The 22,758-nt window shown below is 37.7% G+C and carries 15 protein-coding genes; 2 read left to right on the top strand and 13 right to left on the bottom strand.

Annotated elements, in window-relative coordinates:
• Nucleotides 1-6 precede the first annotated feature (6 nt).
• The 10 genes from H7U17_RS05070 to H7U17_RS05025 all read right to left on the bottom strand — a co-directional run bounded on the left by H7U17_RS05070 (nucleotide 7) and on the right by H7U17_RS05025 (nucleotide 16,389).
• Complete coding sequence (locus H7U17_RS05070; RefSeq protein WP_186755559.1) at nucleotides 7-3,426, bottom strand: TonB-dependent receptor; 3,420 nt, start codon at nucleotides 3,424-3,426, stop codon at nucleotides 7-9.
• A 132-nt stretch (nucleotides 3,427-3,558) separates the two neighbouring features.
• Entirely contained in the window at nucleotides 3,559-4,563 is a 1,005-nt protein-coding gene (locus H7U17_RS05065; RefSeq protein ID WP_186755557.1) for a FecR family protein, read from the bottom strand.
• 100 nt (nucleotides 4,564-4,663) lie between these two features.
• Nucleotides 4,664-5,236, bottom strand: a complete 573-nt coding sequence (locus H7U17_RS05060; protein WP_186755555.1) for an RNA polymerase sigma factor — start codon at nucleotides 5,234-5,236, stop codon at nucleotides 4,664-4,666.
• A gap of 197 nt (nucleotides 5,237-5,433) precedes the next feature.
• Nucleotides 5,434-7,566: an FN3 associated domain-containing protein gene (locus H7U17_RS05055; RefSeq protein WP_186755553.1), complete on the bottom strand. Its 2,133-nt coding sequence runs from the start codon at nucleotides 7,564-7,566 to the stop codon at nucleotides 5,434-5,436.
• Between the two features lie 75 nt (nucleotides 7,567-7,641).
• Entirely contained in the window at nucleotides 7,642-9,096 is a 1,455-nt protein-coding gene (locus H7U17_RS05050) for a DUF1501 domain-containing protein (protein WP_186755551.1), read from the bottom strand.
• Between the two features lies 1 nt (nucleotide 9,097).
• Nucleotides 9,098-11,410, bottom strand: a complete 2,313-nt coding sequence (locus H7U17_RS05045; RefSeq protein WP_186755549.1) for a PSD1 and planctomycete cytochrome C domain-containing protein — start codon at nucleotides 11,408-11,410, stop codon at nucleotides 9,098-9,100.
• Between the two features lie 160 nt (nucleotides 11,411-11,570).
• A complete protein-coding gene (locus tag H7U17_RS05040; protein WP_186755547.1) occupies nucleotides 11,571-12,152 on the bottom strand; it encodes a GNAT family N-acetyltransferase in 582 nt (193 codons plus the stop codon).
• A gap of 30 nt (nucleotides 12,153-12,182) precedes the next feature.
• The gene (locus H7U17_RS05035; protein ID WP_186755545.1) at nucleotides 12,183-13,658 is read right to left on the bottom strand and encodes an alpha-L-fucosidase; all 1,476 of its coding nucleotides are present in this window, start codon (nucleotides 13,656-13,658) and stop codon (nucleotides 12,183-12,185) included.
• Nucleotides 13,659-14,000: 342 nt separating this feature from the next.
• Nucleotides 14,001-15,101 carry a family 20 glycosylhydrolase gene (locus H7U17_RS05030; RefSeq protein WP_186755543.1) on the bottom strand — a complete coding sequence of 367 codons (1,101 nt, stop codon included), beginning with the start codon at nucleotides 15,099-15,101 and terminating at the stop codon, nucleotides 14,001-14,003.
• Nucleotides 15,102-15,144: 43 nt separating this feature from the next.
• Nucleotides 15,145-16,389: a DUF5009 domain-containing protein gene (locus H7U17_RS05025; RefSeq protein WP_186755541.1), complete on the bottom strand. Its 1,245-nt coding sequence runs from the start codon at nucleotides 16,387-16,389 to the stop codon at nucleotides 15,145-15,147.
• 571 nt (nucleotides 16,390-16,960) lie between these two features.
• On the opposite strand from H7U17_RS05025, the gene H7U17_RS05020 reads away from it, so the two are divergent.
• Together H7U17_RS05020 and H7U17_RS05015 are read left to right on the top strand one after the other, a co-directional pair.
• A complete protein-coding gene (locus H7U17_RS05020) occupies nucleotides 16,961-17,149 on the top strand; it encodes a hypothetical protein (protein ID WP_186755540.1) in 189 nt (62 codons plus the stop codon).
• Nucleotides 17,150-17,405: 256 nt separating this feature from the next.
• Nucleotides 17,406-17,822, top strand: a complete 417-nt coding sequence (locus H7U17_RS05015; RefSeq protein ID WP_186755538.1) for a response regulator — start codon at nucleotides 17,406-17,408, stop codon at nucleotides 17,820-17,822.
• Nucleotides 17,823-17,911: 89 nt separating this feature from the next.
• Here the strand turns inward: H7U17_RS05015 and H7U17_RS05010 are convergent, their stop codons facing one another.
• The 3 genes from H7U17_RS05010 to H7U17_RS05000 all read right to left on the bottom strand — a co-directional run bounded on the left by H7U17_RS05010 (nucleotide 17,912) and on the right by H7U17_RS05000 (nucleotide 22,699).
• The gene (locus H7U17_RS05010; protein WP_186755536.1) at nucleotides 17,912-19,105 is read right to left on the bottom strand and encodes an MFS transporter; all 1,194 of its coding nucleotides are present in this window, start codon (nucleotides 19,103-19,105) and stop codon (nucleotides 17,912-17,914) included.
• Between the two features lie 836 nt (nucleotides 19,106-19,941).
• Nucleotides 19,942-21,237: a response regulator gene (locus tag H7U17_RS05005; protein ID WP_186755534.1), complete on the bottom strand. Its 1,296-nt coding sequence runs from the start codon at nucleotides 21,235-21,237 to the stop codon at nucleotides 19,942-19,944.
• A 112-nt stretch (nucleotides 21,238-21,349) separates the two neighbouring features.
• On the bottom strand, nucleotides 21,350-22,699 hold the full coding sequence (locus H7U17_RS05000; protein WP_186755526.1) for a sigma-54-dependent transcriptional regulator: 1,350 nt from the start codon (nucleotides 22,697-22,699) through the stop codon (nucleotides 21,350-21,352).
• Nucleotides 22,700-22,758: the final 59 nt, after the last annotated feature.

Genomic DNA, 22,758 nt, shown 5'->3' with positions numbered 1-22,758 from the left:
TTTTATTTAAAAGGTTACATTCAGTCCAAAGCGTACAGTCCTGCTCAAGGGATAACTGTTGTAATTAACTTTTGACACGCTACCAGTACCTGTAGCACTCGCATCCGGATCAAATCCTTCAAAATCTGTAATGGTAAATAAATTATCCGCTGCTACATAAGCATTGATATTATTAAACACCTTCTTGTTTTTGATAGGGAAGTTATAACCTAAAGTCACTGTCTTTAGCCTAAAGAAAGAAGCATCCTGAACAGTGATCGAGTTGATGATATAATCCCCACCATAAGCTGTAGGGTTCACTCCACTTGGATATTCGTTGGTAGGGTTATCCGGGGTCCACCTGTTTAAGAGGTATTTTGATATCCTGTTTCTATACTCATTGGTAGGATATAATGATTCGGTTACATTGGCATCAAGGGTCTCAATACCGTTTACCCATTGCATAAAAATATCCAATGATAGATTTTTATAGTTAAAGGTATTGCTAAAACCTAGGGTCAAATCCGGGAATGGATCACCCAATACAACACGGTCATTCAGGTCGATAACATTGTCCCCATTTTGATCCTTGAATTTGATATGACCAGGTGCTGCATTGGGCTGCGCAGAATTCTGGATATCATCACCTGTTTGGAATATACCTTCTGTTTCAAATCCATAAAAAGAACGCATGGCCACGCCTTCTCTAATTAGCTGGTAATTACTGATAAATGTCCCAATATTTCCAGATACTATCTCAGGAATAAAATCAGGCAATTTCGTTACCTCATTTTTAAGAAGAGAGAAATTCAGGGTAGAACCCCATTTAAAATCACTGTTTTGGATATTTACAGAATTGATTAAAAAGTCCAAACCTGAATTCCTTGCCTCACCGAAGTTCACCAAAATATTGGTAAAGCCTACTACCGATGGAATTGGTTTTCTAAAGATCTGATCTTTGGTATTCCTTATATAATAATCAATGGAACCATAAATTCTATCCTCAGCAAAACCATAATCCAATCCAAAATTGATTTCCTCTGTAGTTTCCCACTTAAGATTAGGATTGGGTAGTCTAGCAGGTACCACACCTTGATAAATAGCATCGCCAAACACGGCACTTCCACCTGCGACTAAAGTCTGGATGGTACTGAAATTATCGATTCCCTGATTCCCTAGCTGTCCATAGCCTAATCGCAACTTTGCTGTGCTAACTGTATTATTGATATTCTGAAAGAAAGGCTCGTCTGAAATTCTCCAGGCAAATGCTCCCGAAGGGAAAAATGCATACTTATTCTCATCTGAGAACCTTGAGGTTCCATCAGCTCTAAAGGAAGCCGTCAATAAATATCTCCCCTTATAATCATAATTCAATCTTCCTAAAAAGCCATTTAATCTGTTTCTGCTCCTTGATGAACTCACATTATCCCCTTCATCACCATCACCACTTTGTAATAAATCCGCATAGGTTACATCGGATAGAAAACTACGAGAACTTGCATTCACCCCCACATTCAAAAACTCCTCAAAGGTAGCTCCACCCAAGATATTAAGGTGATGATCTTCATTAAATTGCTTATCATACCTAATCAAAAATTCCGCTAACCACTGAACATAATCAGAAGCTCCTCGAGAACCTACCCCTCCATTACTTTGTCCTATGAGAGTTGACCGGTCCCTGTAGGAAGAATTCATGGTTCCAACGGTAGTACCTCCCAGCCTAACAGACCCTACTAATCCTTCCAATGGCTCAATTTCCGTTGTAAATGTCCCATAAAACCTATTTCTAAGGCCTTCATCCGTAACACCATTAATAAGGGCCTCCGGATTATCCAGTGCAATAAAATCATTTCTGTAATACATCCCATTTTCATCCAATCCTGACGGCAAGGTAGGATCAAATTGAATGGAGGAATTTATTGGTCCAGCACTTTCATTTGCTGAATTTGAAAACAATATTTCATTTTGAACGGACCGAGTATAATTCAAATTAAACTTGAATCTCAAGAAATCCTTTGGTCTAAAATCCACATTCGTCCGCAAGTTAAGCTTCTTAAAATCAGAATTTTTAACCAATCCTTGTTGGTTGAAATAATTCAAGCCAGCGTAATAAGTGCTTTTATCAGATCCACCTGACATGGATAATTGGTGATTTTGAACAGGGGCATTGTTTTTGAAAATTATATCCTGCCAATTGGTTCCTACTCCAACCTGATTAATTTCATCCTGAGTGTATATTGGATTTCCACCCCCCTCTTCTCTTATAGCATTAAGGGTTTCCATATATTGCCTACCATTCAACACATCCACCTGCTTGGCAACTGACTGCACCCCATAATAGGTATTGTACTTGAGAACAGGTTCCCCTTTTTTACCACTTTTGGTAGTAATCAGCACGACACCATTGGCCGCTCTTGTACCATAAATTGCAGCAGAAGATGCATCCTTAAGCACCTCTATAGACTCGATATCATCTGGACTCAAATCTTGTGGATTTACCCCAGGTAATCCATCGACTACTACCAGTGCACTATTATCCCCGTTTATTGAGCCTGCTCCTCTGATTTGAATTTTAGTGTTTGCTCCAGGTGCTGAATTGGGCTGACTAATGGTCACCCCTGGTGCACGTCCGTTCAATAATTGAAGGGCATTTGAATTCGCTCCTTGGGTAAAATTTTCTTCTGATAAGGAAACTACTGACCCTGTAAGATCACTCTTTTTCTGAACGCCATAGCCCACTACTACCACCTCATTCATACTACTTAGCAATTCCTCCAAGACAATATTTATTTCCGTTCTATTACCTACAGTTTGTCTAACGGTTTTATAACCTATAAAGGAAAACTCAAGAACAGCTTCATCATTTTCTACTTCTATTTGATAGCTACCATCCAAATCTGTAACAGTACCTGTTTGGGTACCTACTATCAAAACATTTACTCCAGGTACACCTTGAGGTTCGGCTTCAGAAGTAACCCGGCCCTTGACCGTTTTTACAATAATATCATTGGATGGTTGCGAACTGACTTTCTCAGGCACATTTAATGGCCTTGGTGTTATTACGATACTGTTTTCAATCCTTTGGTATTGCAAATTGGTATCACTAAGCAAAATATCCAATGCACTTTTCAATGTTCTTCTGGACTTAGTGAGGCTTACACTCCTAAAAGATTTAACATGCTCTAATTTGTAAGAAAACTTATAAGGGGTATTGGTCTCGATTTTTCTAAATGCAGAAACCAAGGGCTCTTCATGAATTTCAACATTGATATAAACATCCTTCAAATCTGGCAATTGATCATTGGCTAATACAGGCAATAGGGTAGAAAAAAAGACCAATGCAAACGTGGCACTGCTCAGTTTTCTGCTTTTTCTCAACCAATAAGTGGTTGAGAAAATCCTTGTTTTAAATAGGGCATTCATTAACCCATGTAAAGATATTTTCATAATTTTGAGTTGGATTAAGTATTTGTTAAATGACTGAATCTAATGCCTCCTAACCGGAGGTTTTTGCTGTTTCGGTGGCCGCCGAAACAGCTTTTTTTCACATATTTGTTACATAGGCTTTTATTTTTAAGCTTAAAGACATCTAATTCCACTGAAATAAATTGTATTCCCCTCAGTCCTATAGTCGATACCATTCAAAGTTGTTAAAACCTCTAGCACATGGGGCAAATCTTCATTTATATCAAATTTCGAGGTAAACCTACATTTACTTAAAGCAGGATTTTCAAATTTAAAATCCTTGCCATATTGCATTTTAAGTGTGGTTACCGCTTCTGCAAATGTTACATTTTCAAATACCAAATTGCCATCTTTCCATGAGGATAGTGATGATGCATCAACTTCCTGAAAAGAAAATCCTTGATTTTGGTCATCATAAGAAATTTGCTGATTTGGGGTAATGGACGCAAACTCATTATTTGATTTCCCTACGCCTACTTTTCCAGTTTTTACGGTTACTTGAACACCATTGTCTTCATCATAAGCACGAACATTAAAGGAAGTTCCCAATACCTTAGTTTTGATAGCCTCACTTTCTACTATAAATGGACGGGACTCATCCCTTTCCACATCAAAAAATGCTTCGCCTATCAATTTCACCTTCCTTTCTTCAAAATCATGAGGATAGATAATCTTAGTCCCTGAATTAAGCCAGACTTCACTCCCATCAGGTAAAGTCAAATGTTTCCTTTCTCCGATACCAGCCACGACTTCAGCCAAAGGAACTTCATCTACAGCCTCAGGACTACTCTCAAAAAACAACCAGCTACCAATAATTGAAATCAAAAATATGGCTGCAGCTCCCCACCATCTACTCACTATCCTATGTTCCCTGTTTTTGGACACACGCAGGTGAGCAGCTTTATCTCTATTGATATTATTGAACAGCTGATCTTGATTACTTCTGTCTATTTCTGGAAGTCCCTCTTCTGTATACCATGTTTCAAGCATACTTTTTTCTACCAAGCTTTCATTTTCAGGCTTGGTTATTTCAGTAAAAAGTTCATCTATCTCATCAGGATTACATTGATTTGATAGGTATTTCTTAATTAACTCTATTGTTTGTTCTTTCCTTTCCAAAGTGAAATTTGCTTACTTATTATAGGGATGACGTCTCGTAAGCTTGGGGAGGACTAGTGAAGTTGAAAAAAAATCAAGTTTTTATTTCCATTATCTCCAATCAGTGAAAATAAACTTCTAGTACTAATAAATAAATGGAATATTCCATCAACTTTCTTAAAACCTTTAATGCTTCCACCATATGGTTTCTAACTGTGTTTTTCGAAATTTTTAGTTCTTTTGCAATATCCTCATAACTCAGCCCTTTAGTGCGGCTCATTTCAAATACAGCTTTTTGTTGAGGAGATAAATGCTCCATGATTTTTTCCAAAAAACCAGTATTTTCAAAATCTAAAAATGGATTGACTGATGGTTCCATTTTATCTTTTACATGATCCATCAGTTTTTGATCCCTGGAGATTTTTCGAATATTATCTATACATTTTCTTCGAACAATTTGGAATAGATAAGCCTCAAAATTGTCGACATCTTGCAGCTTTCTTCGTTCTTGCCAGATTTTTATAAAGATCTCCTGTGTAACATCTTGAGCTAGTTCTTCTAATTTCAAAAATTTCAATGCAAACCCATATATCCGCTTATTATAAGCATCAAAAAACAATTTAAATGCATCCTCTTCCCCAGAGATTAATCCAAGGATCCACTTATTTTCAGTATTATTTTGGGCTAAGGGCAATGTTCAAAAACTTACTATTAATGATTAAATCAAAATTAATTAACAAAATTTAAATTACATATCCATTCTTTTCATTAATTATTTATCAACCCACATGAAAAATAATTTACAAAGTAAAAAACCAGAAGCATATCCATTTAAAAATGCTTCTGGTTCGTTTCATTTCTTCCTTTCATCAATGAACCCTTCTATTTCCTTTAATTCAACACCACCTCATCTATAAACACCCAGCCCTTGTCACCAGCTCCCCTGTGCCAAGCAGGCAAATGTTGGTTGGGGTATAGTGTCAATTTTAATTTGTCATAATTGGATAGGTCAAGCTGATAGAACAATTGCTTCATCCTGCTTCTTTTTGATTTTGCCGGCACCTCTGGAGCTTCCTGTACTATGGTTTTCCAAGCTCCGGCTCTGGATTTCCCCTCTACCAATATTTTTACGGGAGGAAAGATATGGGCCTCTTCATGATACATTAAACTAAAGGCTATGTTTTCAACATCCTGTCCCTCAGGAATACTAATTTCTAAGACCATAGGCTCATCCTTGAATCCTAACCAATCTCCAGAAGCGTAATTACTATCGCCTTTTACCAAATCAAATAAAGTGGCTTTGCCATTACCTTGATATTCGCCAGAAGGTGAAGTCTTTAACTCTACATCTTTAGGCTGAATACCTGATTTATAAAAATAAGCATCTACCTGCTCACTTTTCAGCCACCCTTTGGCATAAGCCCTGGCCTTTATGCTGGAAGTATTGTCAATCAAAATAGGTGCTTCGTATTTAAGGCTGCTTATACTATCTGGCTCTGTACCATCAAGCGTATAAAACACCTCCACGGAGCTGATTGGGTGCTCGATCTCCACCTTTTCATTTTCATCAAATATTACCTTGCTGTATTTAATCTGTGGGGGATTAAGTGTATAGACCAAACCGTCATCGCTATAGCCCCATTCCAACATAACATGAGGGGCTGCTTTCTGATAACTTTTGGCATCCACCTCTTTGAGTCCAGTACTCCATAAATACACGTATTCCAAATTTTTCACATTGGCCAAAACCTCGAAAATCCCTTCATCTAGCTCATTTCCAGCCAAAGTCAAACTCCTCAATTTTGGTAAAGAAGACAGTACTTTCAACTGTTCAGTACTAAGATTAGAAAAGTTAAGCTTAAGCTCTTCTAGGTTCTTGAATTCAGCAAGAATTGATAAATCCACCCCATCCAATGGCATTTTATTAAGGCTAATCCCTACAATTTGCTCCTTAACTTTTTTCAATTCCTCTAATGAAGCAGGATCAAAAGCATTTGCACCAAAATAAGATACCTCCAATGCAGGCGACTCCGGATAAAGCGGCTCTACTATCCTGTAAAAATTATTCAACGAAACAACCACATCTGGATCTGCAGCTTCAAAATCAAAAGGAGCTTCTTTTTCCAATTGTAAACTGGCCAATTGGAAAAGCGGACTTTCCTCTCCCGTTTCCTTTAGTTTTTGATCATATTTTACCCCTCCTTTCACCCATTCCTGTAGAATTTGCAGCTCCTCTGGACTCAATTGAGGTTTGCCTTTTGGAGGCATATGCCCCTTTTCTTCAATTGGCTTTACCAGACGTTTTACAAACAGGGAGTTCTCCCAATCCTTTTCATCAAATAGCACACCGTTTTTACCACCCTTTTGGATCATCGCAACCTCATCCAGTCTTAACTGTCCCTTGCTCTTACTTGCTTGGTGACATGAATTACATTTTTGTTCCAAAATAGGTTGCACCAAATGGGCAAAAACCTCAGCCTCTTCTAAGCTTACCTGCACACCATCTTTTCCAGCTATAGGTGCCATCAAAAAATCAGTACCATGGGTAAGGTTTGCTCCCCAATGTCCTGCGCCAATCAACACCAATAATAAGGCTAAGCCCATGCCTTTTTGCATTTTGGGCTGTTTTTCCAAAAAGAAATAAACTAGAACAGCCAAGAAAAATACGGCTACCCCCATCCATTTGTGAAGTACAAGATTATCTCCTTCATAGCCTTCTTCCCGGCTTAGCATCCAACCGGTCAACACGGTTATACCTGCAAAAAAACAAGCAAACAACAATGACCACTTTGCTACTTTTTGCTGATAAGGTGATGGCAGTAAATTAGGAACTAAAACAAAGACCAAAGCCAAAACCATCAATACAATGGGAAAATGCAAGATCAAGGGATGACTTCTCCCCAACACTTGTAGAACAGGAGGCACCATCAATCCATCACCACCTATGATAAATATGACAATAAGGCCGGAAAAAACAATCAACAGGTTTTCCAACCAGCCTTGTAGGTTATTTCTAATATTCATTTTTTAATTCGACTAAGCTTAAGAGAGCGGCCCGGAATGGGACAAGCTAAATTTTCACGGGTGATAATTCTTCTACTAAACGATGATTTCTTTCACTACAGTACCGGCCACATCAGTGAGTCTATACCTTCTACCAAGATGCTTATAGGTCATTTTTTCATGATTGATCCCCATTAAATGAAGGACAGTAGCCTGGAAATCATGAACATGTACAGGATCTTTGGTGATGTTATAGCCAAAATCATCGGTTTCTCCATGTACAATGCCTGACTTCACTCCTCCACCTGCCATCCAAATGGAGAATGCCCTTGGGTGGTGATCTCTACCATAATTCTCAACAGACATCTTACCCTGACAGTAATTGGTACGTCCAAATTCTCCACCCCAGATGACTAAAGTTTCGTCCAATAAACCTCTCTGTTTGAGATCTTTAATTAAAGCAGCAGAAGCTTGGTCAACATCTTTGGCTTGACCTGCCATTTCATTTGGAAGATTTCCATGCTGATCCCACCCTTGGTGATAAAGCTGAACAAAACGAACACCACTTTCAGATAGCTTCCTTGCTAAAAGGCAATTGGCAGCATAGGTACCAGGAACTAAACAATCCGGCCCATACATTTTGATGATGCTATCTGGTTCCTTACTGATATCTGTAACCTCAGGAACTGCTGTCTGCATCCTAAAAGCCATCTCATATTGCTGGATCTTAGCCTGAATTTCAGGATCACCGAACTGATCATAGGATATTTGGTTCAAGGATGAAATCTGATCCAGCATCCTTCTTCTATCGGAACGTTTCATCCCATCAGGATCCCCAAGGTACAATACTGGATCCTCAGAATTGGAAAACTGAACACCTTGGTGCACAGCATCTAAAAAGCCATTGCTCCATAGCTTGGAATAAACTCCCTGGCCATTACCTTTCCCCCTACTCAAAAGCACACAAAAAGCAGGCAAATTATTATTCTCACTTCCAAGACCATAGCTCAGCCAAGACCCCATACTTGGTCTATTACCTACCTGTGCTCCCGTTTGGAAAAAGGTCAAGGCAGGATCATGGTTAATCGCCTCAGTATGCATTGACTTCACAATACAAATATCATCTACAATCTTAGCGGTATGAGGGAACAGATCACTGATCCAGGCCCTAGCTTCACCATACTGCTTGAAATCATAATAAGAACCTACCAATGGAAATTTACTTTGACCAGCTGTCATCCCAGTTAATCTTTGACCGTTCCTGATACTGGCAGGAAGATCTTCCCCCATGCGTTCTCTCAACATAGGCTTATAATCAAAACTTTCCAATTGACTTGGGGCACCATTTTGGAAAAGATAGATCACCCTTTTGGCTTTTGGAGCAAAATGGGGGATCGCAGCCATCAGCTCATCCTCCATACCTGATTTCCCTTTAAAAAGATCAGGAATCAATAGGGAGCCTAAAGCCATACTTCCTACTCCAAGACTTAATTTGGAAAGAAATTTTCTCCTATTTTGATTTAATCCGTGCTCTAATATTTCCTTTTCCATATCAAATCTTAGTTATGGTTTCTTCTAAATTATACAGTGAGACGATGACCTGCATCATAGCAGCCGACTCAGCGCTGACACCTTCCTCAAGCAATGGCTTTTCACCGACATCCAAGCTTTCTTCAATCACGTCAGGATCTCCTTTAAATCGCTCTTTTTCCTGAGCAAAATAATCCATCAATACCTCCTTCTCTTCATCTTTAATATTCCTACAGAGGATCTTTTTGAAAGCGGTCTCTATTCCTTCTTCTGGGCTTAAACCGTCTTTCTCCATTTGAGTACTCATGACTCTTGCTGCCTCTAGCACAAAAGGGTCATTGAGCATAACCAGTGCTTGTAACGGTGTATTGGTCCTCCCTCTAGTTACCTCGCATCTATCTCGGTTACTGGCATCAAAGATGATTGCTTTTGGTGGTGGAACAGTCAATTTAATAAAGTGGTAAAGTCCCCTTCTGTAAATCTTATCCCCTTTATCCTGAACATATTTTGCTAAAGAACCTCTTCCTGAAGTGGCCGCCTCCCAAAGGCCTTCTGGCTGGTAAGGTTTTATACTCATTCCTCCAATCTCCTTATTCAAAAGACCACTGCTGGCCAAGACTAAATCCTGGATGTTTTCAGCAGTCAGTCTTAACCTTGGCGCCCTGGCCAAATAAAGATTACTTGGATCCTTGGAAAGTTTTTTCTCTGTGATAACGGAAGACTGCCTATAGGTAGCTGAAGAATAAATCTGCTTCATCAGTCTCTTGATGTCCCAGTCATTCTCCATAAAGTCCACTGCCAACCAATCTAAAAGTTGAGGATGGGTTGGCAAGTCTCCCTGCATGCCAAAATCACCGGCAGAGGCCACTATGCCCTGACCAAATATTTCTTGCCAGATAAGATTCACAAATACCCTTGCAGTAAGTGGGTTTTTCTTATCAGTGGTCCACTCAGCCAAACCAAGACGGTTTTTGGGCAATCCTTCAGCATATTTCATAATAGATGGAGGGGTAGAAGCCTGAACCTCCACAGTAGGCGCATCATATACTCCCCTATCTAAAATATAAGTCTTACGCAGTGTATCCAGTTCGTCCATCACAGAAACCATAATCTGTGATGTATCTGGGGCATTCAAATAACTCAAAACTCCATCTGGATCCGTATCTTCTTTGTTAATCCATAATATTGGAGTTTTGGCAGGTTTACTTCTTGAAACATCTCCTTCAAACCCCTTTTCAGGAGTGTTATTAAAGAAGGCATACATTTGAAAGTAGTTCTCCTGAGAAAAAGGATCATATTTATGATCATGACATTGGGCACACTCCATGGTGATTCCTAAAATCCCTTTTGTGAATGTATTGGTCTTGTCTAGGATATATTCTACCCTATATTCTTCATGAATAATCCCACCTTCTTCTGTGTATTTATGATTTCTGTTAAATGCCGTAGCTAATATTTGTTCTTTAGTGGCATTCGGAAGCATGTCTCCAGCAAGCTGCCAGGTGATAAACTGATCATAGGACATATTCTCATTGAATGCATGAATCACCCAATCACGGTAAGGCCATTGGGTACGCATTTCATCATCCTGATACCCATAGCTATCCGAATACCTGGATACATCCATCCATAGCACAGCTAGTTTTTCACCATAAGATGGTTTGGCCATCAACTCATCTACCAACGCCTCATAATTGTCTCCACTCAGATCTGAATACTTATCTATTAATTCCAAACTAGGTGGAAGTCCAGTGATATCAAGACTCAAACGCTTAACTAAAGTAGCAGCATCTGCTTCCTCATTTGGAGAAAGCTTATGTTGCTTCATTTGAGCAAGCGTAAAATTATCTATTTCATTTCTACACCACTCATCCTCTAATGGCAATGCTGATTTTTCAGGAGGAGTAAAAGCCCAATGGGGCTCATATTTAGCACCTTTATTGATCCATTTTTTAATGAGATCAACTTCTTCTTCAGTGAGTTTTAGATTCGAATCAGGTGGGGGCATTTGAATGCTAGGGTCTTCTGTAGTTATCCTTTGATAAACAGCAGATTCCTTAGGTTTGCCTGGTACAATCACATGCTCCTCAGGTGAATCCTTTAGGGCGGCATAAGCTCCTGCTTCAGTATCCAGCCTTAAGCCCGCTTCTCGCTTATTGGCATCTGGACCGTGGCAAGCAAAACATTTATCCGACAAAATCGGCCGAATATGAAAATTATAGCTAATCTGATCAGAGGAAACCATTGGGCTGCTCGTATCTGATCCAGAATCGCAAGAGCTTAAAATTAAAGCACCTAACACTCCAGTAAGTAGAAGGTTAATTGGGGTTTTCATGCTTATTTTTAATTTGTCAGTTTGTTTAAACAAATATGTGAAAATTATTTCCTAAAAGCAATTAATCATAACCAATTGCTTTTCTTATTCTAACATATTTTTCTTCGTTATTATCTTAAATATCTTTAATAAAATCATCGCTGGATCACCTTTTGGAAAATTATGCTGTCCTTGATCTCTTGAAAAAATAAAATGGGAACCCAAAATCATCAGTTTGTCCATATAATTCAAAACCATGATTTTGGTACCAAGGAACATTCAAAGGTGTAGAAGTTTCTAGGCAAATTGTTTCAAACTTTTCACCTTCCTTTTCCATTACTTCATTCAATAGGCGGGAGCCTATACCCACACCTTGTTTAGCTGGATCCACTCCAATATACCAGAGGTATAATTTTGATCCTTCAGGATAATACCCTTTAATGGTGGACTGCCTTTTAAGTGCTTTAAAGATATTGCCTATTCCTATAGTACTAATAATCAATTTAATATCCAATAAAGCTGCTTTAAACAAAGGAGGTTTCAAATCCATATATTGAACTAAGGCACAAGCATTTTCATCATCACTTAAATAAACTTGACCATTAAGTTTACAACTCTCATAAGAATAATCCATCAGCCCGACTGCCCTCTTCCTTTTATACTTATCCTGCTTCACCAAATAATTCACGCTTTGATTATCGCGAAAGGATTTACACAAAATGGATATCACCTTGACCTTATCTTTCTTTTCTGCTATTCTCATTCTTTGTTCCTAAACCAATATGGAGAATCCTTATTTAACATGACTGATCTTAAATACCCAGGCATGCTCACAAGGAAGCTGATCCAATGATAAATCCGGCACATCAACAATCAGCTTGTTATTTTCTGCCCTATATTTCAAATCACCATTGTAACCTAATAAGCTCACATTTGTGTCTTTACTAATTTTAACATCTTCTATCACCAATTGTTTCTTAGGAATTAATGGGCTAATAGCGTAAAGGTCACCTCCCTTTTGGGTGAAGAAAAGTTCTTTTACGGCTTTTCCTGGTGCAGGATCTACAGTTTGTTTCAAAATATAGTCACCTCCTAAATAGCTATTTCCATGATCAATGCTTCGATCTCCTTCAGACCATTGAGCTGCTCTTTCCCATTTCCTACTGCCGTAGATAGCCTCTCCATTTACCTTGAGCCAGGCGCCCATCTCCAAAAGTCTTTCCTGCATTATAGGCGGAATATTCCCCCTCGCATCTGGGCCTATATCCAAAAGCAGGTTCCCTCCATTACTCACTATATCCACCAACATTAACAACAATGCCTTAGTACTATTATAATCTTGGGCATCTTCATTTTGGTTATACCCAAAGGAAAATCCCATCCCCCTACATTCTTCCCATGGCTTATCAAACACTTTTCCTGCTTCATACTCCGTAGTATAGTAACCGCCGTGCTTTTGCCTTAAACCTTTCCCCCAACGATCATTTACCAGAATTTTATCTTTGGCGGCTGATTCATTATAAAGCCAAGCCAAAAATTCCTCACTCTTCCACTTATCTCCTTCCATTTCCCACTCACCATCGGTCCAGAGTATATCTGGTTGGTAGCTTTGTACCAAATCTTTTATCTGTGGAAGGTAATGTTCATCTACAAATTTCTCCTTATCATTTTGCCATAATGGATGATACCATTCATAAAGCGAATAATAAAGCCCCATCTTTACAGAAGTATTCTTTACAGCTTCACTTAGCTCACCCACCAAATCCCGCTTGGCCCCCACTTCCATACTGTTCCAGGCAAATCCTCGATCATTGGCCTGCTCATTTGGCCAAAGGGTAAATCCATCATGGTGCTTTGAGGTAAGCACTATATATTTGGCTCCGGCCTCCTCAAATAATCCAGCCCATTCCTCAGGTTCAAACAAATCCGCGGTGAACATATCTCCAAATTCATAATAGTCAAAATGTTCCCCATAAGTCTTCTTGTGGTACTGATATACTTCATCTCCTTTGAATTCCCCATTTCCAAACAAGGCTTTGTTCTGAAGCCAAAACTGGTACCATTCTGAATAGGTACCTTTAGGTGACCAAGCGGGCACCGAATAGGGTCCCCAGTGGATAAATATCCCAAACTTGGCATCCTCAAACCATTCGGGAACGGGTCGCTGATCCAATGACTCCCAATTAGCCTCATAATCTTGGGCATTTAAATAACTAGAGCTTATTATCAACAATGCTAAACCAATAAAAATATTCCCAATGCACTTCATTTATTTATAATTTTAATAATAATCAACCATAAACCATAAAATCATTTTTCTTTTTACAAATTATAAAAATTTACACATTATCCCATATTCATTATCAGTTATGCAAAAATAGTACGCGTAAATGCAAAACTTCAGAGATGTTTTTTGTCCAAAAGCCCAAATTAATAACCAAAGGACCTAAATTTTCAAATATCAAAAACCAATTTCCCTACTGATAGAATGGCTCAAATAGGAAAAGATAAGGAGGGTACATTTCTTTTTTGCCAATAGATTTACAGAAAAAATCCTGGTACCAATTCATCATTTTACCCCAGGATTTATAGTCAAAAACTTAGCAGTAGTTCAATCTTCCAACTCTTGGATTTTGGCAAACATTTTACGAAAAGTATTCCAAGCAGTCTCTTGTCCTCCATCTCTATCTGGCTTATTTTCGTAAAAACCATCCATAAAGCTTCCTGCTCCTGACCACACCGTTTGCATCATTCCATAAAACCGAGGCTTCATTTCCATGGTTGCGGACTTTCTAAACTTAAACATATCCTCAACCTGAGCTACTGAAACATCTGGCTTCCTCCAATTACAGGTCAAAACCCGGAATCCCTTCATCGCAAAATAAACTGCGGATTGGTCTGCTCTTTCATAATGCCAATCCCCGATTACCACATCCTTTGGAATCATGTCGATGGCCCGATGAGTATTGTTCATACTGGCCTCCCACATTCCATATCCTGTGGTCTTACCATCCAACAACCGATCTCCCCATATCCATAATTCCCTATTATCTTGGGCTAGATGATTGCGGATTTTGGTTACTTCTCCTGCAAACAATTCTGCTTTGTCTCTTCCAGAACATCTCGGACAATTATCATCACCTATATAAAACACCTCATCCATACCCGCATGAAAAGCATCAGCTTCAAAGACCTCACATATTTCATCTACCATATCAAAAACCACAGCATGTACATCAGGGTGAAGCGGACAATAACTTTTGCAGTACAGTCCATCCTCATTGGGCCACTTATATTCTTCAGGCAATTCCACATTTGGCGTCTCGTCAAACACTGGATATACCTCCAATAATTTCCCGATTTTGCTATGCCAAGATTGATGCCCTAGTAGGTTGATCTGAGGAATAAGTCTGATATTATTTTCTTTGCAGACTGTTACCATTTTTTTCACTTGTTCTTTGCTTAAAGGATCATCACCTATTAACTCAGGACGAGCCTCATATTCATATCTATAATCTACTCTAAGTATCAAGGCATTAATTCCTCTTGGGGCTAATTCCTCATCGATAAACTTCACAAATCGATTCACCTCCTCAGGCATTGGAGCTGCGATGGCAAAGCCTTTTACAGGCAAAACCTCATTAGTCACTTGAGCCATTAGGGATTGTAGACAACTTATCAATATCAATGTTAAAATCTTTACTATTTTCATCTTTCTGTTTTTAGGGTTAATTGGTGTCTACAAGGATAAGTTATTAAAGTTTCAACCTCAATCTTAACTTCTCCAAAACACCCGTAATTATAATAATCACCAAAGAATAAAGAAGACACTTTATGATACCCAATACACCTGACCGTAATACAAGCGGTAGGCTTATCCCTACTATCGTATAAATAGCATAATGGATATAGGGCAACAAATAACAAGTAAGTGTACTTGTACCTGCAGGTTTAATGATGTTAAACCACTTCAATTGCTTTTTAATATCTATCAGCCATACAAAAAATACAAATCCCACGACACTAATGGCAATACAAATACTTAACCATGATGGTGAATCCCCGATCTTATGAATCCCCCAAATGGGCCTAGTTACTATTCCATAAACCAACATGAGAGCTGAAAAACCAAAAGATAACAGCCAGAAAGGCTTGTGCTTCCCTTTGAGAAACCACATTCGGTAACTTAATGAAATAATAATTCCTGCCATGGTAAAGGCCACCATTGCTCCATTACCTACTATCCATATGTATTCCTTAATTGGGGCCAAGAAATCCAACCAACCCAATTCATTATAAGAATTAAAGGCAAAGAAAAACACAAAGGCAATTATCTGCCACGCACTGGATCCCTTAGTGGTAACATAAATTGTAGCACAGATCATATAGGCCCAGCCAATAAGTCCCAAAATCCCATACCATTTAGTACGCATCCATTCAGGATTTTCGACTGTCCCACCCTCGTAGACATATGCCAGGACAGTTAATAGTAAAATTCCAGTTGCCTGAATTAAATATTTCTTGCTTTTCGCAAGATCCTTTGGAAAATCCAACCAAATCATAAAGAAACCTATGGTAATCAAGATTTGCCATACAGGTTTCGGTAAAACGGCTCCATCACTATATGACTCCAGATTAACATGAAAAATCCCCATAATAAGCAGGGCGGCTGACCTGATAAATATATGCCCTATAATGCTTATGGTATTAGATCCTTTTCTAAGCCTACTTTGAATAGCGAATGGGATGGATAGTCCCATAATGAACAAAAAAGCTGGAAACACCACGTCTGAAAACCCGAGTCTATCTTCGCCAAATGCAGCATGTCCAATCCAAGCGGGATAGCCTGCCAAACTCCATAAATCGTTCACAAAGATCATCAGAAACATAGTGAATGCGCGAAACACATCTATCGCATAACTCCTGCCTATATTCTGAATCGCCGAACTGATGTCATTTTTCTTATTTGGCCTATTAATTATTATACTTGATCCGTCCATTTAAATACAATTAAGAAATAATTTTATCCCGTTCAGGTTTAGAAAAAATTGCCTTGAAGCATTAAACTGACTTAAACCCTAATTAAACTTAATCAAAATTATATAACACCCCTATACAATCTACTACATTTTCTTTCTATAAATTAACACAAAACAAAAATATTATACTTCCACCAAAAAACCCATTTCAATTCCCCCCATTAGAACGAACATTTAATTTGTAGCAAATTGAAAGGTCGTTCTCGCCTTTTGACACAATAAAATCAGGACCTAATCAAATTAACTTTAACCATCTTCAATTTTATAGTCTTTTGTAAATTTTCCGACTCTAGTCAAAATGGTCAAGGCCAAGAATACGTATTTCCCCTAGCCTGTAAACTTTGGCATTCATCGAGGTAAGCGTGTAGAACCCAAATTAATATTGGACATATTGAAAAATTATAATCCCAATTTAGCTGTTAAAGAGGCTGTGGAGAAAAACTGTAAAACCCCAACACCTGGTATGTGGCCCATCTGGGTTACCATATTCTTGCGCGAAGAGACCTGAGTATTTCCCTACATGTATCTGAAAATGAATATCAAGGAAAAAATCAAATCGGTATGTGATTTACTTTTTTATAAAGCCAAAGAGGAAAATATCGATCTGCATTATGAGTTGGACGAAACAGTTCCAAAACTAATTATAGCAGATTCTTTAAACATTAATCTATTTTTAATGGCTTTATTAACAAATGCATTTAATTTTACAGAGCAAGGATAAGTAACTTAATCCCAATCCAAATAAATTATAAAATGAAACGGTAGCGAATCTTTCAACATAGAAAGAATTTATATCAAAAAAACAACGCATAATCCCCAGTCCACCTCCTAATCACTCTATAACATCAATGGCGAGGTATTGGACCAGCAGACAAAGCAAAAAATATTAAAGTATATAAGGGGAGAAAGGATATATTTTAGAAGAAAGAAAAACTTTCGCATCCAGCATTGGTTTTGTGTTTTGAAAGGAAGTGCTTATGGAACAAAAAAGTCAGAATGATCAGAAAATCAAACCTTTTGAAGATACAGTTTCCATTTTAATGGCAGAAGACAATCTGATCAATCAGTTTGCTGCAAAACACGTCATGAAAGATTGGAACGTAAACTTGGAAATAGCAGAAACAGGAACCGAGGCTGTCCAATTGTTCAATGAAAAAAGCTTCGACATTATTTTAATGGACATGTATATGCCTGAAATGAATGGATTTGAAGCTACAGTAATTATCAAAAAAGAAATGCAGGAAAAAAGGCTTGAAATTCCAATAATTGGACTTTCATCGGTTGTTATGGAAGAAGATATTCAAAAAGCCGAATCTGCTGGAGTAAATGAAATAATGAGCAAGCCATTTGAGCCTCTGAAACTATATAACCTTATAAAAAAACACCTTAAATAAGGGAAATCAATCATAAATTAAAACTATCACCAAAACACAAAGCTACACATCAGAACGATGAGGCCTTGTGTTTTGGCTTATAATTACTTTTATGAGACAGACTTCTCAACTTCTACACCTCTTTGTATTTTATTCCCCTTAAATTTCATAAACAAAAAGAAGAATATCACAGTCAATATGGCGGGTAAAATGGCCACGTAAGACAAAGTAGATGCACCGCTATCCGCATCCATAAATGATCCCATTACAGGTAAAACGATAGAAACTGAAAACATCCCCAAACCTCCCATTAGAGAAAGTCCAAGTGCTCCACTTTCTGGAATTCTTTCAGCTACAAAGCTTAACATCGTTGGCCAGAAATAGGTAATCCCAATGGCAAAGACAAAAGCAGCTGCAAATACAATAACACCGCTCGCGTTACTTAACCAGATCAAACCTAAACAGCTAAAAACGGCAGAAAAAAGTAACATTCCAGTAGTATCCAGTTTCTTCACTACTGGTCCAGCAAACCCTCTACCGATAGCCATAATTCCATTGACAAATGCCAAAATCAATATGCCAGAAACACCTGTCTCACTCAATAATGATTCAATTCTCTGATTTGTCCCCAATTCTGTAGAAGCTGTCAACAACATGCAGAATCCCATCAACAAAAATAAAGGTGAGACTACAGCCTTCCACATTTGTTTATTGGAAACTCCCATCGCCACTCTTTCAGTTTTTGGCAGATCTTTTCCCATGAATAAAACTCCATAAAGGACAAGTGGAATAAACAAAACAGCTACTAAAGCTTGCCATGGTAAACTAAGCATGTCCATCATGAAATAACCAATTAGACTGCCTATCACTATCCCACCTGGAAACCAAACATGAAAACGATTTAACATTTTGGTTTTATTCTCAGGAAACAAACTAGCCACCAAAGGATTACATGCAGCCTCTACCATTCCGTTACCTATCCCAATAAACATGGTACCAAGAAAAAACGAATAAAACTCAGTGGAGAAAATAGTCAATACAATTCCAATCAAGTGACTAAAAAAAGCCATCCAAACTATTTTCTTGATGCCAAAATAGTCTACCAAGGGCCCTCCTATGATCATGGCAAGCGTAAATCCCCAAAATGCAGGTGCAAAGGCCAAACCTATTTCTGTGCTTGATAATTGAAAATCTGTTTCTAAAACACCTTCTAGTTTTGCCCTAACGGCAAAGGTCATTGAGGTTACAATCAATGCCAAACAACTGGCATTAAATAATGCATACTTTTTTATAGTCTGATTCATTACTTTGGGATTTTGTTAATTTAAAGGTTAATGAAATATCATTAGTTAAAACAGCTTGAAAATAAAAAATATTCGTTTTCAAAACCTAATATTAAATGCTTTTTTCACTTAACGACAACTAAAAAACACGAAAATACAAAGTCCAACAAAACAATAAATCAAATCAAATACATATAGCGATATCAAAACTATCCTATCAATTAAAAAGAAGTAGCACATGAATAAACAAAAAGTGCCCAGACAAAACAGCTGGACACTTTAAAATGATCATCCTTATCAAAAAGCATCCCTATATGAGGTGATCGCAACGTTGGAAGATTAACGATTGAGGGATATTCTTTAAATGTAATACCAACCCTGTGCCAAGCTTAAAATCAAGCCCAAAAAGGTAATACTAAGGCTCCCTATATCTCATATTTCCAATTATTGGAATCAAACCCAATAATTGGAAAATCAACTAAAACTAATCTGTATATCCGCAAAGACACCAGTAGCTTTTGTAAATAAGATATTCTTTCAGTAAGAACACAAAAGCCCAAAGAAACGATATTTTATTCCGTGCAAACCTATCTTCCGCCAGGTAGATCTGTGGAATCTCCCGATAAATATGGACAGGCTGTGAGAAACAAGTTTACTGGTGTAATAACGGATAATCATATAAACTAATTTGTATATCTGCAATTGGGCCAGAAAGGATTGAAATTATCATTTAAATAAAATATTACCCACTTCGGTCTTAAGGTCTATCTGGCCATTAGACAGGCTTAAGACCACTTCATCAAAGGATTTTGGCTCACTGGATCCGTAGCCTATAATCAGCTAAACCATTATCAGAGTTAGAACAACTTCAGCTTCTTTAATTCCTTGTTTACTTCACCTATCACAGTTTCCAATTTATTTAAAATTCTTAAGGTCTCTTCTTCACTAGGCTTTGCCTTTTCCAAAAAATCAATTTCTTTTAAAACACTAACAATTCCCATACTATTAAGTGATGGTTTTAGTCTATGAGCTATTCTTTGAACCTCTACTAATTCTTGCTGCCTAATTGCTGCTTTCATTTCCTTTAAAGAGCTTTCTGACACTTGAACAAACAAGCTTATCATATTTTGCATAAATTCTACATTTCCACTGCAAATACGGTGTAATTTATCTAGGTCATATAATAGTTCCTTTCCAGGTGCTTCAAACTGGCCATTACTGCTTTTCCATTTTTTCAGTTTTTCAAACAATTCAGATTCATCAAATGGCTTTATTATATAATCATTAATCCCAGAATTACTATAACCTTCTGCTCCTACCATGTCCATTCCTGAAAATATACCGATGATAGGCAACCCCGCCCCCTCCTTTTCCCTAATAATTTTAGCAGTTCTCAAACCATCCAATAAAGGTAAATCATTACTCAAAAGCACATAGTCCACTGGATTCATCTCCAACTTTTCCAATACCTCCAATCCATTTTTACATAGCTGCACTTCTGCTCCTTTTTCCTGCAAAAGTCCCTTGATCATTATACTGTTGAGTTTATCTTCTTCAGCTAATAATAACTTTTTATCTCTAAGAAAATCAACATTGCTATCCCTTGGCAATAGTTGTCCTTCAGACCTTACTTTTTTAAAATTGACTTCCAAAGAAACCACTTCTTGCCACTGCTTATCAATAGTATAAATCAAATGACCTTGAATCAAAGAAATTAATTTGTAGTCCGTATTCCGATTATAAAACTTAAAAAAGTCACCAACTGATTCCTCAGAAGACCTAGCATAGGGAGAAGATTTTATTCCTTCATTCCCTTTATCCTTCAACCTTATTTGAACAATTTTCTCTGATTCATTTTCTTCCATTAGCACACAACTAATTTCCAATCCACCCTTGACAGAATAAGATAAACCTTGGAGAATAAGATAGCAAACAACTTGATTAAGCCTAAAAGGATCCCCTATAATAACTTCAAAAATCTTAGGATCTTCTACAGTAAAGTTCAAGTTCTGCCCTCTTTCCTCAGCATAAGGCCTTATGAACTTTATTGTTCTTAGCAATAACTGATTAAGGTCAAAAACAATATATTCCAATGAAAGCTTACCGCTTTCTATATTAGCTTTGTCACTTTGATGATCTAAAATCTTCAGCAATTTCCCGGATTCTATAATACTTTAAAAACGCAGTAATAAATTTTCAGCCTCAAAACAATTATTTAAGACCTGAACAGATGGTCTTATTGATTACAACCTATTTATCAACAAGTCAAATTTCTCCATCCTTAATCATTTTATAAATGGTACTCTTTCCTATTTCCAATTGTTTGGCCGTACTGACCACATCATTATTATTCCTACTTAAATAATATTTTATGATATCAATAGTATGGTCCCTCAAAGATTTTTGCTCTGTTAAAAATGTTTCCTCGCGTATGATGCTATTGAACGAAAGGTCTTCCGCTGTAATTTCCTTTTCATTTGACATGACTATTGCCAGTTCAATCACAGATTTAAGCTCTCGAACATTCCCTGGATAGTGGTACTTCAATAACTTATCCCTGGCAGATTGACTCAAAACAATGTCCTCCATATCATTTTCCCGGGTAAATTCATCAATAAAATACTTAGCAAGTATTAAAACATCATTCCCTCTTTCCCTTAAAGGTGGCAATAATATGGGCAGCCCCATCACCCTGTAATATAAATCTTCCCTGAATTCATTTTTCTTTACTTTTTCAGCCAGATCCTGATGGGTGGCCACTATTAACCTTACATCCAGTTTAATCTTGGAATTCCCTCCCACACGGGTAATTTCACGCTCCTGCAAAACCCGCAGTAACTTACTTTGATTGTTGAGGTCCAATTCCGCGATCTCATCCAAAAAAATAGTTCCACCATCAGCCTCTTCAAACTTCCCTATCTTTCTGGACACAGCACCGGTAAACGCTCCTTTTTCATAACCAAACAACTCACTTTCAATAAGCTCATCAGGTATTGCCGACATATTTACAGCTACCAGTTTTTTATTCTTCCTTTTGCTATTATAATGGATGGCCTTGGCTACTACCTCCTTACCAGTTCCTGTTTCACCAGAGATGGAAACATTGATATTGGTCTTAATGGCTTTTTCTATTAACCTGAACACTTTTTGAAGCGATTCACTGCTTCCTATAATGTTCTTTTGGAAATTAAATTTCTGCCCCAACTCCTCCTTAAGGGTTTCCACCTCCATTTTCAGGCTTTGGTTTTCCCTGATTCTAATGATACTGTTCCATAATAAATCTTTGGTAGCATCATCTTTTAACAGATAATCACTTACGCCCATTTTAAGTAACTTAACCGCGACAGCAATATCTTCTTGTGAGCTCACCACTATTACAGGCAATTCTGGCTGTATCTCCCTGATCTTTTTAAACAATTCATCTCCCTTCATATCTGGAAGAGAAAAATCCAAGGTGACCACGTCAGGCTTCTTATGCAAGTTGGCCAATAGTGCTTTGCCCGTTTCAAATCTCTGTAACTGATAATCTGGATTTAGTCCTAAATGATACTCTATAACTTGTCCATACCAAGGGTCATCCTCCACTATAAAAATTTGAAATCCGTTCGTTTTCATGACAATTAAAGAATTGATTTGAGCAAAGTCTAAAAATCTAATATATACAAAATATCACT

It is taken from the genome of Echinicola salinicaeni, from assembly GCF_014280965.1.
Taxonomy (GTDB): domain Bacteria; phylum Bacteroidota; class Bacteroidia; order Cytophagales; family Cyclobacteriaceae; genus Echinicola; species Echinicola salinicaeni.
The sequence above is the reverse complement of the archived record's forward strand: the minus strand, read 5'-3'. Positions and strand labels throughout refer to the sequence as shown.

Coding starts and splice junctions, on each gene's coding strand:
- H7U17_RS05020 (WP_186755540.1), top strand. CDS start 16,961: ATGAATATCAAGGAAAAAATCAAATCGGTATGTGATTTACTTTTTTAT.
- H7U17_RS05040 (WP_186755547.1), bottom strand. CDS start 12,152: ATGAGAATAGCAGAAAAGAAAGATAAGGTCAAGGTGATATCCATTTTG.
- H7U17_RS05070 (WP_186755559.1), bottom strand. CDS start 3,426: ATGAAAATATCTTTACATGGGTTAATGAATGCCCTATTTAAAACAAGG.
- H7U17_RS05030 (WP_186755543.1), bottom strand. CDS start 15,101: ATGAAAATAGTAAAGATTTTAACATTGATATTGATAAGTTGTCTACAA.
- H7U17_RS05035 (WP_186755545.1), bottom strand. CDS start 13,658: ATGAAGTGCATTGGGAATATTTTTATTGGTTTAGCATTGTTGATAATA.
- H7U17_RS05000 (WP_186755526.1), bottom strand. CDS start 22,699: ATGAAAACGAACGGATTTCAAATTTTTATAGTGGAGGATGACCCTTGG.
- H7U17_RS05050 (WP_186755551.1), bottom strand. CDS start 9,096: ATGGAAAAGGAAATATTAGAGCACGGATTAAATCAAAATAGGAGAAAA.
- H7U17_RS05010 (WP_186755536.1), bottom strand. CDS start 19,105: ATGAATCAGACTATAAAAAAGTATGCATTATTTAATGCCAGTTGTTTG.
- H7U17_RS05045 (WP_186755549.1), bottom strand. CDS start 11,410: ATGAAAACCCCAATTAACCTTCTACTTACTGGAGTGTTAGGTGCTTTA.
- H7U17_RS05015 (WP_186755538.1), top strand. CDS start 17,406: ATGGAACAAAAAAGTCAGAATGATCAGAAAATCAAACCTTTTGAAGAT.
- H7U17_RS05025 (WP_186755541.1), bottom strand. CDS start 16,389: ATGGACGGATCAAGTATAATAATTAATAGGCCAAATAAGAAAAATGAC.
- H7U17_RS05055 (WP_186755553.1), bottom strand. CDS start 7,566: ATGAATATTAGAAATAACCTACAAGGCTGGTTGGAAAACCTGTTGATT.